Source organism: Thioalkalivibrio sp. ALRh (genome assembly GCF_000381425.1).
Classification (GTDB): domain Bacteria; phylum Pseudomonadota; class Gammaproteobacteria; order Ectothiorhodospirales; family Ectothiorhodospiraceae; genus Thioalkalivibrio.
Genome location: NZ_KB906524.1, coordinates 34,948 through 50,912, shown reverse-complemented (window position 1 = coordinate 50,912; position 15,965 = coordinate 34,948). Strand labels below are relative to the sequence as shown.

Below are 15,965 nucleotides of genomic sequence, written 5' to 3'. Positions count from 1 at the left end.
GGTCGTCGGGCGCATCACTCGGGGCCGCGCAGGACCCCGAGTGGCGCCTGGCGCAGTACGCTGCGCGTCCCCAGCCATCCGGCCAGCGCGATCCCCAGGGTCCCGCCGACGATCCCGAAGACGAAGGTCATCGGATTGATCCGGTAGTCGAACTCGAACACCTGCCAGGCCAGCAGGGCCCCCACCGCGGTGGCGATGATGGCTGCCAGCAGACCCGCCAGAAAACCCAGGCTGCCGAACTCGGCCAGCAGTGCCCGTCGGATGTGGTGCCGCCGCGCCCCCAGCGTGCGCAGCAGTGCGGTCTCGCGGCGGCGGACGTCGCGCGTGGCCTGTACCGCCGCAAACAGCACGGTCAGGCCCGCGACCAGGGTAAACAGAAAGACGTACTCGACCGCGCGGGTGGCCTGGTCCATCACGTCGCGGACCTGCTCGATGATCGCGCCGACGTCGATCGCGGAGACGGCCGGGAATTCGCGCAGCCAGCGGTTCTGCTCCGCTCCCATACCTTCCGGCACATGCAGCGCGGTGATATAGGTGCGCGGCTGCTCGCCCAGCAGGGCGGGCGGGCCGATCACAAAGAAATTGACCCGGAAGCTGTCCCAGTCGACCTCGCGTACGTTGGCGATGACCCCGCGCACGGGTTGCCCGCCCACCCGGAAGGTCAGGCTGTCGCCGATCTCCAGTCCAAAGCGTTCCATCAGCCCGGCCTCGACGGACCAGGCACCGTCGGCCGCCTCGCCGGTCGGCCCGTGGTGGAACCAGTGGCCCTCCGTCACGCGGTTGTGCTCCGGCGGTTCCTCCGCGTAGGAGAGGTTGAACTCGCGATCCACCAGGCGCCGGGTCTGGTCGTCGTCAAAGTCATCGGGCTGGACCGGCTGGTCGTTGATCGCGATCAGGCGTCCGCGAATCATCGGGTCCATCTGCGGGCGTTCGAGCCCGGAGGCCTCGATCCGGTCGGCGAACGCCTCTTCCTGTCCGGGCTGGATATTGACGAAGAACTGGTTTGGTGCATCGGCGGGGATGCTGGCATCCCAGGCCGAGAGCAGGTCCACACGCACAATCGCCAGCAGCAATAGCGCAAGGATGCCGATGCTGAAGGCAACCAGTTGCACGGCGCTCAGCCCGCCGCGGCGGGAGAGGTTGGCCAGACCAAAGCGCATGGCCATGCCCCCGTGATTGCGCAGCGGGCGCAGGGCCAGCACCAGCAGCAGGCCCAGTGCGCCGAGTACGACCAGGGCGCCCGCGGTCCCCAGCAGGACCCAGGCGGCCAGGCGCGGGTCGGCCGCCTGCCAGTACAACAGCGCACCGAAGGCCAGAAGGGCCAGCAGCCCCGACAGCCAGACGGAGGCGGGCGGGAGCCCCAGATCACGGCGCAGTACGCGCAGGGGGGACACCTGGCCGATGCGCAGCAACGCGGGCAGGGCGAAGCCGATCGCGGTAATCAGGCCCACACCGAGGCCCGCCGCTACTGGGCGTAACCCCGGGGGCGGCAGGTCGCCCGCCAGCCACTCACCGAGCAGCGCGGAGAGCACGAACTGCGCCGCGAACCCAATGACCAGGCCCAGTGCACTGGCCAGCAGCGCAATGATCAGGACGTGGCCAAAATAAAGCCTGAGTACATGGCGTCCGCTGGCCCCCAGCGCGCGCATGACCGCGGCGGCGTCCGCACGGCGCTGGGCAAAATGATGGGCGGCCACCGCGATCGCCGCGCCGGCCAGCAGGACCGCCATCAGAGAGGCCAGCCCCAGGAAGCGCTCGGCTCGCTCGATCGCGACCTGCAACTGCGGATTGGCGTCGTCCAGCCCGCGCAGTCGCTGGCCCGGCTCCAGGCGCTCCTCGATCCAGTCGCGGTAGCTTTCGATCGGGGCCGCCGGGCCGGTCACGAAGAGCTCGTAGCGCACGCGGCTGCCGGGTCCGATCAGACCGCTGACCTCGAGATCCTCATAGGCGAGCATCAGCCGGGGTGCGATATCCAGCAGGGCGCTGCCGCGGTCCGGCTCCCGCGTGATCTCGCCGGCCACTTGCAGTTCCAGTTCGCCGACCTCGACGGTATCGCCGACCTCCAGTTCCAGCGCCTGCAGCAGGGCGCCCTCCAGCCAGGCCGTACCGGGTTCCGGTCCCTGGGTGCGTACCTCGGGGTCCGCGTCCGGGTCGGTTCGTACGAGGGCCTCGCCCAGCAGGGGCCAGTCACGATCCACCGCGCGCAGCGCGGACAGGCGGGAGTCGTCCTCGGGGGTGAACAGCACGCTGGGCAGGGCCGCGGTGCGGGCGGTCTGCAGGCCTCGACGTTCGGCCTCCGCGAGCCAGTCCTCCGGGATCGGCTGGTCGCCGACCACGGCCATGTCACCGCCCAGCAGCAGGGTCGCCTGCTGCGCCATGCCGCGATCCACCCGATCAGTGAAGAACCCGACCGCCGCGACCGCCGCCACCGCGACGACCAGGGCTGCGGCGAGCACACGCAGTTCGGCACTGCGCCATTCGCGCCAGGTGCCACGAATCCATTCGCGCGGACCGCCGCGCCTAGAAAGCCAGGTCATGCCAGCACGCCGTCCTCGATATGAAGGATACGATCGCATTGCTGCGCGAGATCGGCGTCGTGTGTCACCAGGATCAGCGCCGTGCGCTGGCCCTGGTCATCCGGTTGGAGGGCCAGGCTGAACAGCAGTTCGATGATGCGGCTGCCGGTCTGGCCGTCGAGATTGCCGGTGGGCTCGTCCGCAAACAACACGGCCGGGCGATCCACAATCGCGCGGGCGATGGCGACGCGCTGCTGTTCGCCTCCCGAGAGCTGGTGCGGGTAGTGGGCTTCGCGCTCGCTGAGCCCGACGCGCTTCAGCGCGTCGCGGGCCCAGCCGGAGATCTCGGTTTGCGAGCGCGCCTCGTGCTCGGGGTTAAGCTCCAGCGGCAGCAGCACGTTTTCAAAGGCCGTCAGTGCCGGGAGGAGCTGGAAAGACTGGAACACGAAGCCGACGCGCCCGGCGCGCAGGGCGGCCCGGCCATCTTCGTCCAGCTCACTGATCGTTTGGCCGAGCAAGCGAACTTCTCCGGCACTTGGGGCGTCCAGACCTGCAAGAAGTCCGAGCAATGTGGACTTGCCGGAGCCGGAGGCGCCGAGGATGGCGACCGTCTCGCCGGCGTGCACCGCGAGCGAGACTCCGCGCAGAATATCCAGTACACCGCTGGGGCCGGCGATCCGCTGTTGCAGGTCGCGGGCTTCCAGAACCGAAGATGAGGATGCATCCATGTGGCGTTATTCCCTGGTCATGTTTGCGTGGCTCGCGTTGCTATGGAGTCCGCTTGGCCTTGCGAATTCCATCAGCTCGGAAAATTCAGGGGAAGAACCCGCGAAGGTGCTGGTGTTCGGTGATTCCCTGAGCGCGGCATTCGGGATGAACGATTCCGAAAGCTGGGTGGGGCTCCTGGAGGCGCGTCTGAGCGAGCGCAATCATCCCTGGCGTGTGGCCAATGCCTCGATCAGTGGCGAGACGACGGCCGGGGGGCGCGAACGGCTGCCTGAGGTCCTCGAACGCGAGAGCCCTGACCTCGTGATCCTGGCCCTGGGAGGCAATGACGGCCTGCGCGGGCTCTCGCCACGGGCCATGCGCGAGAACCTGGAGGCGATGCTGGAGGCGATCGACTCGGCGGGCGCCCAGACGCTGTTGCTCGGGATTCGCATTCCGCCCAACTACGGCCCCCAGTACAGTCAGCGCTTCGAGGCCGTCTTCGCCGATCTGGCCCGGGAGCGTGGGCTGGTGTTCGAGCCCTTCTTCCTGCACGAGGTTGCCCTTCGCGACGGGATGATCATGGATGACGGGATCCACCCGACGCCCGAGGCGCAGCCCTACATGCTGGATGCCGTGTGGCCTCATCTGGAGCCCATGATGCGCGGGATAGAGGCTTGTCTGGACGACGCGGTTTCAGTTTCCGAGCGCGCGGCGCAGATCGGTCAGGACGTCCTCGGGGAGGAGCTGGCGCAGCACCGGATGGATATCGCGTTCGACCTCGGATAGCAGCGGCAGGGTGCGAACCAGCGAGTGCCGCGAAAGTGGGTCGCCGTACTGATTCGTCTGAATCGGGCGGTCCAGGCCGGTCTCCATCAACGCGATACCCGGCTCGCCGCGGGGGCCCTCGTCGAGGACCTCGACCAGTTCCACCATGCGGCCATCCACTTCCCCCTGCACCCCGATCAGCGGTGCCAGGAGATCGACCAGTCGTTCGGCCTGTTCCGTGGTGAGCGTCTCCATTGGGGTACCTTACGGTGGATTTTCCGCCGACACCAGTTCGTTAAGGAAACACTAATGGAAGGTGGTGTCCCCGGCAGGATTCGAACCTGCGACCTGCCCCTTAGGAGGGGGCTGCTCTATCCAGCTGAGCTACGGAGACAGCCGCGCCGCGAGTATAAGCATGTGTCGGGATTCGCGCCAAAGCGATGTGGCGGTTCCCAGGCTGTGGCGACGGTCACCCTTGAACGTCCAGGCGATGGTGGGCCCAGGCGACAAAGTCCATCACAGGGCAGCGACCTTCCTCGGGGACGCCTGCGCCGCTAATGACGCGATACGTGATCAGGTCGCCATCTCGCGCCAGGACCTTGCGCACGCTCCAGGCGTGGTCCGCGGCGCCGTTGCTGTAGCACTGTCCGGGACGAACATCCGCAGGATCGATCGCGTCCGGGTGCGCATGGTGGCGTCGTGCCAGGAGGTACAGGCGGGCCAGGTCGTCCTCCGTCATGTCGAGATACAGATTGAGATCGCGCATCGCGTGTTCCAGGTCGGCCTGGCTGAGGCCGGCACGCTCCAGTGCACCGGATGGGCCGGCGGGCGAGGGCTCGCCCAGGCGCGCCAGGGCGGCCGGGTAGCGGCGCCATGGAAACGGGTAGTTGATCATGAAGGCGACCAGCAGCATGACGGCCACGCTGGAGAGAACGGGGTGCAGGATGAACAGCAACCCCAGCTCCTCGACCGAGGCGCCGCCCAGCACGGCATACAGCGCCGTGGCACCCCCGGGAGGGTGCAGGCAGCGCAGGTAGTACATCGCGTAGACGGTGAGGCCGACCGCGAGTGCGGCGGCCACCAGCGGGTGATCGACCAGGTGACGGACGGCGACCCCGACCATAGCCGCAATGGCATGCCCGCCGAGGACATTCCAGGGCTGCGACAGCGCGGCCCGGGGTGCGGCAAAGAGCAGGACGGCGGTAGCGCCCAGGGAGGCGAGGATGAGCCCGTTGATCCCGCTTTCGGTGACCGAGGCCGCGACCTCCAGTGACAGATACAGGCCGATCACGGCCCCGATCAGCGCGATCAGCTTGTCCTTGTGATTGGTGGTGTCGAGGAAGTCGCCGAGTAGGAGGCCGCGTCCTGTGCGCATGTCTGCCCGTTGCTCATAAGTTGAATAAAGTGCACAGCTTTAGGGGCGCAGGGCCCGTGGTCAAGTGGTGGGTTGCGTGCTGCGGGATTCCCGGGGAAGGCATGGGAATCCTTTGGGCGTCATGGATCCGCGGCGGTTGGAGACTCGAGGATCAGCGCGACGCGCCGATTCTCGGAACGGCCGCGTGCGGTGTCGTTGCTGGCCACAGGCTGGGTGTCGGCGCGGCCCACGGCGCGCAGTCGCTCGGCGTCGAGTCCCTGGTCCAGCAGGTAGCGGACCACGCCGCTGGCGCGGGCGGAGGAGAGCTCCCAGTTGGAGGGAAAGCGCTCCGTCCCAATCGGGATGTTGTCGGTGTGCCCCTCGACGGTAACCAGGCCGTCGTGCTCGTCCAGTAGGGTCTCCAGCTGCGCCAGTAGCGCCCGGCCTTCCGGTTGCAGGTCGGCCTGTCCGCTGGCGAACAGGATCTCGTCCTGGATGCGCAGCTCGGTGCGGCCGGGGTGCTCGACGACCTCGACGCCCTGAGGTGCCTGCTCGCGCATCCTGGATGCGGTCGTGGCCGTGCCCTCGGGATCGGGGTCGTCCACTTCCGGCAGCAGTTCATGGAGCCGGCCTTCGAGATCGCCCAGGTCTCCTGTTAGGGGCGCGACCAACGGGTCGAGGAGGGCCTGGTGATCGGGGTGGGCGAGCTGGATCGGTTGGGCCGCGCTGGCCAGTGGGCGGTCGTCGCGCGGGTCCATGAAGGTCAGCATGATCACGAATATGACGATGACCAGGGTGAGCACGTCGAGATAGGTGAGGATCCAGGCGTGCTCGTCGTCGCGCTGGCGCTCGCCCGGATAGGAGCCGAGAAAGGCCTGTTCCGGTCGCGTGGCCGCCTGGGCATCCATCTCGGCCTGCATGGCCGCGCGGTTGGAGGTGGAGTATCCGGGGCTGGGCATGCTCAGGTGCGTTCCTGGCGTTCGGCTTCATCCGGATCGGGTTCGCCGTTGGGCTCGGTCTGGCGGATCTCGTCGCGGTGGTTCTCCATGAACGAACGCAGGGTCTCGCGGATGTACCCCGGGGTGCGGCCCTTGCGCATCAGCATGATGCCTTCGAGCACCATGGTCATCAGCACCACGCGGCCCTCGGTGCGCCGTTCCAGCTTGATCGCGATCGGGCGGAACACGAGGTTTGCCAGCAGGATGCCGTAGAACGTGGTGATCAGGGCGATCCCGAGGTTGACCGCGATGATGGTGAAGTCATCGGTCTCGGTGGTCAGCAATAGGTTAATCAGTCCGATCAGCGTCCCCAGCATGCCGAAGGCCGGGGCATAGGTGGCCATGGTGCGAAACATCTGCGCATCGGCCTGTTCGCGGGCGCGCAGGCGGGCCATGCGCCAGTTGAGCAGGTCCTGGATGTCGTCCATCGGGGTGTCATCGATCACCAGCTGGATGCCGGTGCGCAGGAACGGATTCTGGACCTGCTCCAGGCGCTGCTGGACGCCGCGCAGGTTCTGCGAGTACCAGTAGCGCGAGACCTGAACGATCTCTTCCAGGTCGCTGGCGATGTCGTAGCGCTCCTCGCGGATGGCATGCGCCCCCGCACGGAAGACTCGCACCACCTCGTGAAAGGGATAGCTCATCAGGGTCGCGGCGATCGTACCGCCGAGCACGATACCCAGCCCCGGCAGGTTCAGGAAGGCATGCAGGTCCTGCGAGGAAAAGGCGATCACGCTGCCGAAAACCAGCAGGCTGCCGATGATGCCGAGAAGGGTCGAGAGATTCATTCAGGAATCCGTAAGGCTCCGGGATTGATGGGGGTCAGGGTATAGCACGGCCGCGCCGGGTTCACGCAGTCCCGGGCGTTCGCCGACGGCGTCGTTCCTGCGTACACTCGGGGCTTTGTTTGCTGAGGGAGAGGCCGGCATGGAATGGGTGCTGATCGCGATTGTGGTGCTGCTCGTGGTCTGGGCGGTCTGGACATACAACCGGCTGGTGACGGCGCGCAACCGCTACAAGAACGCGTTTGCCCAGATCGACGTCCAGCTGACCCGCCGCTACGACCTGATCCCGAACCTGGTGAAAGTCGCGGAACGCTACATGAGCCATGAGCGCGACACGCTGGAAGCAGTGATCCAGGCGCGCAATCAGGCGATGGACCGGCTGAAGCAGGTGGGCGGGGACCCCACGAACACTGAGGCCGTGCGCCAGCTGTCCGGGGCCGAGCAGGGGCTGTCCGGCGCCCTGGGACGCTTGTTCGCGCTGTCCGAGAACTATCCGGACCTGAAGGCGAACGAGAACATGATGCAGCTCTCCGAAGAGCTGACCAGCACCGAGAACCGGGTGGCCTTCGCGCGTCAGGGCTATAACGATGCGGTGATGCAGTACAACATCCTGCGCGAGATGTTCCCGAACACCCTGATCGCGAACAACTTCGCCTTCCGCCCGGCGCAATTGCTGGAGATCGAGGACCCGCAGAAGCGCGAGCCGGTCGAGGTCAACTTTTCCTAGGGACAGGGCATGAATTTCTTTGAACATCAGGACCGTGCCCAGCGGCGCACGCGGGTGCTGCTGGGCCTGTTCATGCTGGCTGTGCTGGCGATTGTGGTGGTGATGAACCTGATCGCGCTGGTGCTGTTCGGCCAGGCGCAGGCGACCGCACCGGGCGAACCCTGGCTGACCCGGGCGTTTCTCCGCGACAACCTGGACGTGGTTGGCTGGACCAGTGCGTTCACCGTGGGGCTGATCGGTCTGGGCAGTCTCTATCGCATGCTGAGCCTGCGCGATGGCGGTGGCGCGGTTGCGCGCGAGCTTGGGGGCACGCGGATTGAAGGGGACACCCGTGATCCGTTGCGCCGCCGCCTGATGAACGTGGTGGAAGAGGTCGCGATCGCCTCGGGGGTTCCGGTGCCCGAGGTCTACGTGCTGGAGCAGGAGCCGGGCATCAATGCCTTCGCGGCCGGGTATTCGCCGTCCGATGCCGCGGTCGCGGTGACGCGCGGCGCGCTGGAACACCTGAACCGGGACGAGCTGCAGGGCGTGGTCGCCCACGAGTTCGGGCACATCCTCAATGGCGATATGCGTATGAACATCCGCCTGGTGGGGATGCTGTTCGGGATTCTGGTGATGGCACTGATCGGGCAGCGTGTGCTGCTGGCGATGCGCTTTTCCCGCAACAACCGGAACGCCGGTGGGATCGTGGTCGCGGGCCTGGTGCTGATGATCGTGGGTTACATCGGTCTGTTCTTCGGGCGTTGGATCCGGGCATCGGTTTCGCGTCAGCGCGAATACCTGGCGGATGCCTCAGCCGTGCAGTTCACGCGCCAGCCGGAGGGTATTGCGGGGGCGCTGAAGAAGATCGGGGCCAGCTACTCCGGGCTCAACGCGGACAGCGAAGAGGTCGGACACATGCTGTTCGTCAATGGGGGCCTGGGCCGGATGTTTGCGACCCATCCGCCGCTGGAAGATCGTATCCGCAAGATCGAGCCGAGTTTTGATCCCTCGGAGCTGGAGGCTGTACAAAAGCGCATGCAGGACGATGCGCGGCGCCGGCGCGAGGAGCAGGAGGCCGAGGCCGCGCGCGAACAGGCCGAGCCGAAGGCCGGGGGTGGGCTGGCGTTGCACCCCGAGGCCCTGCTCGAAGCGATTGGCGACCCCGGCCTTGCGCATATCCTCGGCGCCGGCTTCCTGGTCGCCGCAGTGCCCAGCGCCCTGGAACGCTCGGTGCATTCCGATCGCTGGGCCGCCGAGGCCGTGCTGTATCTGTTGATCTCCAATGACGCGGAGGTGCGAGATGCCCAGCTGATGCGCATCCTCGAGACGCGCGGCGAGGACAGCGAGAAGCGCGTGCGCGACCTGCTGCAGGCAGTACCGGAGCTCAGTCCCGATCTGCGCATCCCGGTGCTGGAGATGGCCTTCCCCGTGCTCCGCCGTCACCCCCCACAGGAACGCGAGGTCTTGTCAGGGCTTGTAGATGAGCTGATTCAGGCCGATGGACGGGTGTCGGCCTTCGAGTACGCGCTCGGGCGCCTTGTACGGCGTCAGCTGCAGGATATCGAACGGCCGTCGCAGGCCCGTTCAGGTGGCCGCCGCCGGCTGGCCGACAACAGTGGACAGGCACGCTACGTGCTGGCGGTCCTGGCCCACCACGGGCACCCCGACGATCCCGATGCGGCCATCACGGCGTTCAATGCCGGCGTGGCGGCGCTGACCGGCATCATGCCGCTGGAGTCGGAGGCCCCGCCCGAACTCGAGCAGGCCACCACCGGCAATGCCTGGGCAGCCGTGCTGGACAAGGCCCTGGAGCGGCTCGACGACCTACGGGTCAAGGACAAGCGGACGCTGGTAGAGGCGATGCTGGCGACGGTTCAGCGCGGCGGTGGCGTCCAGGTAGCCGAGATCGAGTTGCTGCGCGCGATGGCCGCTGCGCTGCACATCCCGTTGCCCATCGCCGAGATGGCGGATGGCTCGCAGGGGAGCGGGTCAGCGGGATAAGGCTCCACACCCGGCTGGTGTAGCCGGTATGATGCGAGTCCCCGGGGGCGTGGCGGAACGGGTAGACGCAAGGCACTTAAAATGCCTCGGCCGCAAGGCTGTGCCGGTTCGAGTCCGGCCGCCCCCACCATTATCTTTCCTTGCACTTTGAAGTGCCACGGCTAATCGTCACTTCCAAAAGCATATTTCTGCGCCTCGGGTGAGCAGCGATCTCACCGTTCACAGGGGGGTGTTTTAGGCGCATAGTGGGTACTACCGCTGGTAGTGACAGGTCTGGGCATGGATGACAGCACCCACACGCGCACGGAAGCCCCGCACGACGCGCCTCGCCACAGGGGCCGGGATTCGGGGTCCACGGCGGGCCCCTTTGCCCTGGGCCTGGTGGCCGCCCTGATATTCCTTGGGCTGTTTCTGCTGATTGATCGCGCCTGGAAGATCGAGCTGGAAGATCGCCAGAGTGCCGCGGTGGCGAGCGAGCTCGCCAGTCTGCGCACGCAGGTGGAAAGCGTGATCAATGGGCTGGTGCATTCGACCATCGGGCTGGCGGCTTACGCCTATGTTCACCCGGACCTGGGGACCGACGAGTTCGAGCGCGTAGCCGAGCGCATTTACCGCGGGCATGAAGACCTCGTGATTTCCCTGACGCTGGCACGGGGGCCGATCGTCGAATTTGTCTATCCCCTTGAGGGGAACGAAGGCGTGGTCGGGCTCAACCTCGCCACTCACCCCGAACAGGCGGATTCCTTTCGCCGAGTCCTGAACGAACGAGAGGTGGTCGTAGCGGGCCCCTGGCCGCTGGTTCAGGGCGGTTATGGGCTCCTGGTGCGCGCCCCGGTCGACACGGAGCCCGTTCCAGACAGTCCTGCTCACCTCGCCGCTGACGAGCCTATGGACCAGCTGAGTATCAGCAGCATAGCGCTGGATTTTGAGGCCTTGCTCGAGCGTGCGGGCATCGGCGAACAACTGGGTACGCTGTTGCTTGCCCTGCGCGGCCGGGATGGTGTGGGCGAGGCTGGCCCGTTTTTCTACAATCCTCATGACCTCGCCGAGGAGGCGCCACACCGGCATCGGATTCGTTTCCCGGGGGGCGAATGGCAACTCCTGGCCGATGTAGATCCGGCGCACAGGGATACGGATCGTCCCATGGCCTGGTGGGCATTGGGGTTCGTGGGCGCACTGGCAGTCGGCGGCTACACCTATCGCGTCGGGACGGGCATGCAGGCACGTCGACGTGACCTTGATCGCTACCGGGGCCTGGTGAATCGCTTGGAAGACCCGACGCTCGTGGTGTCCGGGCGACGTATCCTCTGGGCAAACCCGGCGTTTGTTCGAATGCTGGGACAACAACCGCCTGTGAATACGGAGCTGGCACAGTTGGACCTTGTGCACCCGGATGATCTCGACCGGCTTCCACCCAACCTCGATTTCACCGATTCACCTCCCGAGACGCATGGACGCGAGGTACGGATATGCGTGTTTCACGGGGGCTGCCGCTTTTTCCTGCTGCGTTGGGTGCCGGTGGACTGGGAGCAAGGTCGCGCCTGGCTGTTGACCTTCGTCGATGTGAACGAAAAGCGGTTGTTGTTCGACGCACTGACGGCGGCGCGGGACCTGCAGGATGCGATGTTCGAGGCCATTCCGGGGTATGCCTTTGTGGTCGATTCCGAGGGCACGGTTCGGCACGTGTTTGGTGACGCCTGCCATCGACAGGAGATGGCCCCGACCCTCCTTGGCGACACCCTGGATCAGTTGTTTCCCTCGGACGTGGCGGCGAACTTCCTCGAGATGGTGAACCGGGCGATCGATGAGGGGACGCTGCAGATGCACGAATACCGCCTGGATGTGGATCTGTTGAAGCGCCTGGGGATTCCCGAGCATGAAACCGGCGCGCGCTGGTTCGAGGCACGGATCCGGCCTCTGGCGCGCGCAATCAACGGCCTCCCCGCAGTCGTCTGGCACGCGCTTGATGTCACGGATCGGCGGGAGCTGGAGATCAAGCTGAAGACCATGGCCTGGGAAGACCCCCTGACCGGGATGGCCAATCGGGCGGCACTGGATCGTGCGTTCCCGCGGCTGGTGGCGCGTGCCGAGCGTCAGGGGGGACGCCTCGCGCTGCTGTTCATCGATCTGGACCACTTCAAGCCGGTGAATGACCGCTATGGCCATGTCGTGGGCGATCAGCTCTTGCGCCGGGTCGCGGAAAGGCTGAAATCGCATCTGCGCCCGGACGACGTCCTCGTCCGTCTGGGCGGGGACGAGTTCATCGTCCTGACCGCGCCGCTGGAGGAGCGTGAAGAGGGCCTTCATCTGGCCCAGCGGGTGCAGCAGGATCTCGATAACGCGTTCGAGGTCCACACCGGTCCTGGCGAATTCGTGGAGCTAAAGGTCACATCCAGTATTGGTGTGGCCTTCTATCCGGATGTGGGCCGGCATCTGTCGGACCTGATGGTCGCAGCCGACCGGGCCATGTATCAGGTGAAGGCGCAGGGGCGCAATGATGTCGGCCTGGCCGGTGATGCCCCCCCTAACCATGGGCGCCCCACGCCGAGGGTGTAGTCCACAACAACCGGCGAATGGGACGACTAGGCGAGCGGGCGTTGCGGGTCGAGGCGGCCGGCGGTGCTGTCCAGCAAGGGCTCTGGCAGACCCAACAGGCGGTCGGCCACCAATTCCGCGGCCAGGGGTGCGTACAACAGCCCGCGCGAGCCGTGGGCCACATTGAGCCAGACGCGGCGGCCGGGGTCGCGAAGACTCGCACCGGCCAGAGGCAAGCGATCACGTACCACAGCACGGTTACCCGCCCAGCGTTCCAGCGTCTCGACCTGGGCGGGGTCACCCAGACCGGGAACCCAGCTCAGGTGCTCGAGGTTGAGCTGGTCGTCCTCGCGGCGAGGCGTGGTGTCGGGTGCGGCTTCCACTGTATCCGGCATCTGTGTCCGCCGATACGTAGCGCCAATCCAGGCCTCGCCCGGGCCTAGCGGGATGCAGTACCCCTGGCCCGTCGTGACCTGTCCACCCCAGTCCGGGAGCGGGGCACGGATCCGGGTCATTTGCCCCGACACGGTCGATACCTGTTCCAGTTCGGGGCACAGGGCGTGTAATCCGGGAGCCGCTGTCGCGACCACTACGTGATCCCATGGGAGAGAATCGGCGCTGGACCCGGCCGGTTGGCCTTCCAGTATCGGGCCCTCGTCGGTGAGGCGCAGGCCAGTGATCCGGCGGGTCTCCACAGGCGGGAGCGACTGCGCGAGGGCCGTACAAAGCCGGGCGAGATTGAGGCCGCAGCCCCCGGGATAGTACAGACGTGGCTCCGGACCCGAATCCGGTCCGCCCTCGAGGTCGAACAAAGCCCCGGTGTGCTCCCGCCCAGCGCGCAGCAGGCGCTGCACCCGTTTGCGGCCGTGGGCGCTGACACCATGAAAGGAGACCCCTTCCGCCAGCACGGGGTCAATGCCGGTTTGCGCAGTAATCTCGCCGAGCAGGCCCCGGGTCGAGCGCATGCCGGCCAGGGCCAGATGATTCAACTCCGTGTCCCTGGGGTGGGGGTTCGGCAACAGGACCGCGGCCGGGTTTCCGGATGCGCCGCCCCCGGCGCCGGCAGGGTCGAACAGCCGGACCTCGCAGCCTCTGTTATGCAATGCGAATGCAGAGGCGAGCCCGGCAACGCCGGCACCGATGATCGCAACCCGGGGCCGCTTGAGCGCGTCGGGTACAGGTCCGCGATAGCTGCCTTCCAGGCGTTCACGCTTCTGGCCATGTCCCGGGGCACGTTGGACTTCAAATCCCACTGCCTCCAGATCCCGGCGTACCTGTCCGGCGGCGGTATAGGTGCCAAAGGTGGCGCCGGGGCGCGAAAGGCGCGCGATCTGGCGAAAGACCGCCGTGTTCCACAGGCCCGGGTTCGAGCGTGGCGCGAAACCGTCCAGGAACCAGGCATCGATACCGCCGCGGATCTGCGCCAGCAGGGGAGCGGCATCGCCCAGGCCGAGCGTCAGGATTGCGCGGGCTCCGGGAAACACAATCCGGTGCAGGCCACTGATCGGTGGGGGGTACTGCGCACGGAGGGCCCGGCTATCGGCGTCGTCCAGGTCCAGGTGCCGATGGACCTCCCGCAGATCGTCGAGTGACAATGGATGGGCTTCCAGACTCAGTATCGACAGGAAGGCCCCGGGCGGCGCGTGTTGCCGCCACTGTTGCAGCGTCAGCAGGACGTTGAGGCCTGTACCAAAACCAGTTTCCCCGATGGCGACCGTTCCGCCGGCGGCAAATCGACGCGGGAGGTCGTTGGCCTTGATGAAGACCTCGAAGGCCTCGGCCCCGGGGTCGTCCGAGCCGAAATAGGCGTCCTGGTATTCGGGTGCGTACGGTCGCCCGTCGCGCCAGACGAGGCGCGCCTGCGCCAGTGGTTCACATGGAATAGCGGGAGAATGTGCGGGGGTCACAATCGAAGCGCGCCCCACCTGTAAATGGGTGGGGCGCCGACCTTTGGCAAAAGCAATGCGTTACTGGCTCAGCAACTCGTCGTAGGGTGTGAACGCGACCTGCGTGTTGCGCACGCCGTTGTCGAGTTGCGCCAGGAGGGTCTGGCTCAAACTCTTGAACTTCTCCAGTTCCTCGCCCGCGAGCGACTCGCTTTCGGGGAGCTCCACACGCATCGGGTCGCGCGGCTGGTTGTTCACGTGGACCTCGTAGTGCAGGTGTGGCCCGGTCGAGCGGCCGGTGTTGCCGGACAGCGCGATACGGTCCCCGCGTTCCACGGTGTCTCCGACGCTGACCAGTTGCCGGTGCAGGTGGAGGTACCGGGTAGAGTAGCCCTGCCCGTGCTCGATCACGATAAAGCGGCCTGCGTAGGGATGGTTCTCCACACGGGTGACGCGGCCGTCAGCTGGCGCGTTCACCGGGGTGCCGATCGGCATGGCGAAATCCGTCCCGGAATGCGGTGCCACACGGCCCGTGACCGGATGCCGCCGACGCGGATCAAAACCGGAACTGATGCGGTAATTGCCCGAGAACGGACGACGATCAAATGGTGGCAAAAGGCTTTCGCCGTCCGGCGTGTAGAAGCGGCCATTGGAGTTGCGGGCCGCGCGTACCGTGATGCGCTGTCCCTCGTAGTCGAAGGCAAGCAGGCGGAGATTGTGCGGGGTGTCGTCACCGACCAGGGTTTCCATCTCCAGCAGCAGAGTGAACTCGTCGCCGGTACGGGCGTGTGTGCGGACCGGGAGGTAGCGGTCCAGCAGCACGGCGATGGCGCCGGCCGCGCGGGGCGAGAGGTCGGTGCGTTGTGCTAGCGCGGCGGACACATTGCCCTCAATCTCGGCACTGATCACCATGTGGCTGACTTCGCGCCCGTTCTCGACCTCACCGCGCTGGAAATCCCAGCCATCTTCCTCGCGGACCCATTCGTAGCCGCTTGCGCGGTCGGTCCAGAGACGCAGGTGGGTCAGGTAGCCGTCTTCGTCCACCTGCCACTCGATCTCCTGCCCCGGCCGTATGCGGTTGAGGATCGATGCGTTCTCGTCATCGTCCAGGAGTCGGTAGAGGGTTGCCAGCGGCAGGTCCCAGTCGCGTTGCCACAGGCTGGTCAGGCGCTCGCCGCTCTCGAGCTTGTGGTTGTTCCAGTCCGAGCGGTCCTCTTCGGCCACGCGGTCCTCGCCTTCGTCGAGGTCGAAGGTTTCGTATGAAGTGGGGTAGTCGGTCTCGTCGTCGAACCCGGAATCATTAATCAGGTCGGTTGCGTAGGAGACCTTGGTGGCTTCGGCGTCGAAGTGCGAACCGGCAGATCCGGCCGCTCCCGGTCCATGCGGCTGGGAGAGTTGCTCGGCCTGGCCGTTCTGGCTATCGGGGGAAACGGTGGGGACCATCGGCGACATCTTGCCGTTGGCCCCGGCTTGCAACGCCGCGATATCGAGCGGTTGCGAGGTTTCTGCGGGCTGAGAAGCGAGAAGAAGACTGGCGCTGATTGCAACAGCGACCCCGGCTGCGCCGAGAAGAAAGACGGGTGGGATCTTTCGTTTGACGCCCATATGGCCTCTGCCCGGAAAAGTTTCCGCTTTATACCACGTTTTTTCCGGTAATAAACCCCCTCTTGCCCACGTTGCGCGGGGTCGCAGGCAGGGTGGCGTTCTC

Annotated in this window: 12 protein-coding genes and 2 tRNA genes; 5 read left to right on the top strand and 9 right to left on the bottom strand. The window is 66.3% G+C overall.

Annotated elements, in window-relative coordinates; all coding sequences use genetic code 11:
* Nucleotides 1-14: 14 nt before the first annotated feature.
* Both F791_RS0111360 and F791_RS0111355 read right to left on the bottom strand, forming a co-directional pair.
* Nucleotides 15-2,537, bottom strand: a complete 2,523-nt coding sequence (locus tag F791_RS0111360; RefSeq protein WP_018139682.1) for an ABC transporter permease — start codon at nt 2,535-2,537, stop codon at nt 15-17.
* Complete coding sequence (locus F791_RS0111355; RefSeq protein WP_018139683.1) at nt 2,534-3,244, bottom strand: ABC transporter ATP-binding protein; 711 nt, start codon at nt 3,242-3,244, stop codon at nt 2,534-2,536. The genes F791_RS0111360 and F791_RS0111355 overlap by 4 nt, the downstream gene beginning before the upstream one ends.
* Here F791_RS0111355 and F791_RS0111350 point away from each other — a divergent pair.
* Nucleotides 3,243-4,010, top strand: a complete 768-nt coding sequence (locus F791_RS0111350; RefSeq protein WP_018995301.1) for an arylesterase — start codon at nt 3,243-3,245, stop codon at nt 4,008-4,010. The two genes, F791_RS0111355 and F791_RS0111350, sit on opposite strands and share 2 nt — an antisense overlap.
* Here F791_RS0111350 and F791_RS0111345 read toward each other — a convergent pair.
* The 5 genes from F791_RS0111345 to F791_RS0111325 form a co-directional block, all read right to left on the bottom strand.
* Nucleotides 3,918-4,244: a hypothetical protein gene (locus F791_RS0111345; RefSeq protein WP_018139685.1), complete on the bottom strand. Its 327-nt coding sequence runs from the start codon at nt 4,242-4,244 to the stop codon at nt 3,918-3,920. The two genes, F791_RS0111350 and F791_RS0111345, sit on opposite strands and share 93 nt — an antisense overlap.
* Nucleotides 4,245-4,306: 62 nt before the next feature.
* Nucleotides 4,307-4,383: transfer RNA gene (locus F791_RS0111340), tRNA-Arg, on the bottom strand.
* A gap of 75 nt (nt 4,384-4,458) precedes the next feature.
* Complete coding sequence (locus F791_RS0111335; RefSeq protein WP_018139686.1) at nt 4,459-5,364, bottom strand: HPP family protein; 906 nt, start codon at nt 5,362-5,364, stop codon at nt 4,459-4,461.
* A gap of 119 nt (nt 5,365-5,483) precedes the next feature.
* Nucleotides 5,484-6,302 carry an OmpA family protein gene (locus tag F791_RS0111330; protein WP_018139687.1) on the bottom strand — a complete coding sequence of 273 codons (819 nt, stop codon included), beginning with the start codon at nt 6,300-6,302 and terminating at the stop codon, nt 5,484-5,486.
* A gap of 2 nt (nt 6,303-6,304) precedes the next feature.
* The gene (locus tag F791_RS0111325; RefSeq protein ID WP_018139688.1) at nt 6,305-7,129 is read right to left on the bottom strand and encodes a motility protein A; all 825 of its coding nucleotides are present in this window, start codon (nt 7,127-7,129) and stop codon (nt 6,305-6,307) included.
* Between the two features lie 139 nt (nt 7,130-7,268).
* On the opposite strand from F791_RS0111325, the gene F791_RS0111320 reads away from it, so the two are divergent.
* From F791_RS0111320 to F791_RS0111305, 4 genes are all read left to right on the top strand, one after another.
* On the top strand, nt 7,269-7,853 hold the full coding sequence (locus F791_RS0111320) for a LemA family protein (protein ID WP_018139689.1): 585 nt from the start codon (nt 7,269-7,271) through the stop codon (nt 7,851-7,853).
* A 9-nt stretch (nt 7,854-7,862) separates the two neighbouring features.
* Nucleotides 7,863-9,836, top strand: a complete 1,974-nt coding sequence (locus F791_RS0111315; RefSeq protein ID WP_018139690.1) for a M48 family metallopeptidase — start codon at nt 7,863-7,865, stop codon at nt 9,834-9,836.
* 43 nt (nt 9,837-9,879) lie between these two features.
* Nucleotides 9,880-9,966: transfer RNA gene (locus tag F791_RS0111310), tRNA-Leu, on the top strand.
* Between the two features lie 149 nt (nt 9,967-10,115).
* A complete protein-coding gene (locus F791_RS0111305) occupies nt 10,116-12,392 on the top strand; it encodes a diguanylate cyclase (RefSeq protein WP_019592630.1) in 2,277 nt (758 codons plus the stop codon).
* 26 nt (nt 12,393-12,418) lie between these two features.
* Here F791_RS0111305 and mnmD read toward each other — a convergent pair whose 3' ends face one another.
* The gene (gene mnmD / locus F791_RS0111300; RefSeq protein WP_026333034.1) at nt 12,419-14,278 is read right to left on the bottom strand and encodes a tRNA (5-methylaminomethyl-2-thiouridine)(34)-methyltransferase MnmD; all 1,860 of its coding nucleotides are present in this window, start codon (nt 14,276-14,278) and stop codon (nt 12,419-12,421) included.
* Nucleotides 14,279-14,338: 60 nt separating this feature from the next.
* A complete protein-coding gene (locus tag F791_RS0111295) occupies nt 14,339-15,862 on the bottom strand; it encodes a peptidoglycan DD-metalloendopeptidase family protein (protein WP_369771636.1) in 1,524 nt (507 codons plus the stop codon).
* Between the last annotated feature and the right edge of the window lie 103 nt (nt 15,863-15,965).

Bases quoted from the DNA above. Each gene is read 5' to 3' on its own strand.
- F791_RS0111360 (WP_018139682.1), bottom strand. From the start codon at position 2,537: ATGACCTGGCTTTCTAGGCGCGGCGGTCCGCGCGAATGGATTCGTGGC.
- F791_RS0111350 (WP_018995301.1), top strand. From the start codon at position 3,243: ATGTGGCGTTATTCCCTGGTCATGTTTGCGTGGCTCGCGTTGCTATGG.
- F791_RS0111355 (WP_018139683.1), bottom strand. From the start codon at position 3,244: ATGGATGCATCCTCATCTTCGGTTCTGGAAGCCCGCGACCTGCAACAG.
- F791_RS0111345 (WP_018139685.1), bottom strand. From the start codon at position 4,244: ATGGAGACGCTCACCACGGAACAGGCCGAACGACTGGTCGATCTCCTG.
- F791_RS0111335 (WP_018139686.1), bottom strand. From the start codon at position 5,364: ATGCGCACAGGACGCGGCCTCCTACTCGGCGACTTCCTCGACACCACC.
- F791_RS0111330 (WP_018139687.1), bottom strand. From the start codon at position 6,302: ATGCCCAGCCCCGGATACTCCACCTCCAACCGCGCGGCCATGCAGGCC.
- F791_RS0111325 (WP_018139688.1), bottom strand. From the start codon at position 7,129: ATGAATCTCTCGACCCTTCTCGGCATCATCGGCAGCCTGCTGGTTTTC.
- F791_RS0111320 (WP_018139689.1), top strand. From the start codon at position 7,269: ATGGAATGGGTGCTGATCGCGATTGTGGTGCTGCTCGTGGTCTGGGCG.
- F791_RS0111315 (WP_018139690.1), top strand. From the start codon at position 7,863: ATGAATTTCTTTGAACATCAGGACCGTGCCCAGCGGCGCACGCGGGTG.
- F791_RS0111305 (WP_019592630.1), top strand. From the start codon at position 10,116: ATGGATGACAGCACCCACACGCGCACGGAAGCCCCGCACGACGCGCCT.
- F791_RS0111295 (WP_369771636.1), bottom strand. From the start codon at position 15,862: ATGGGCGTCAAACGAAAGATCCCACCCGTCTTTCTTCTCGGCGCAGCC.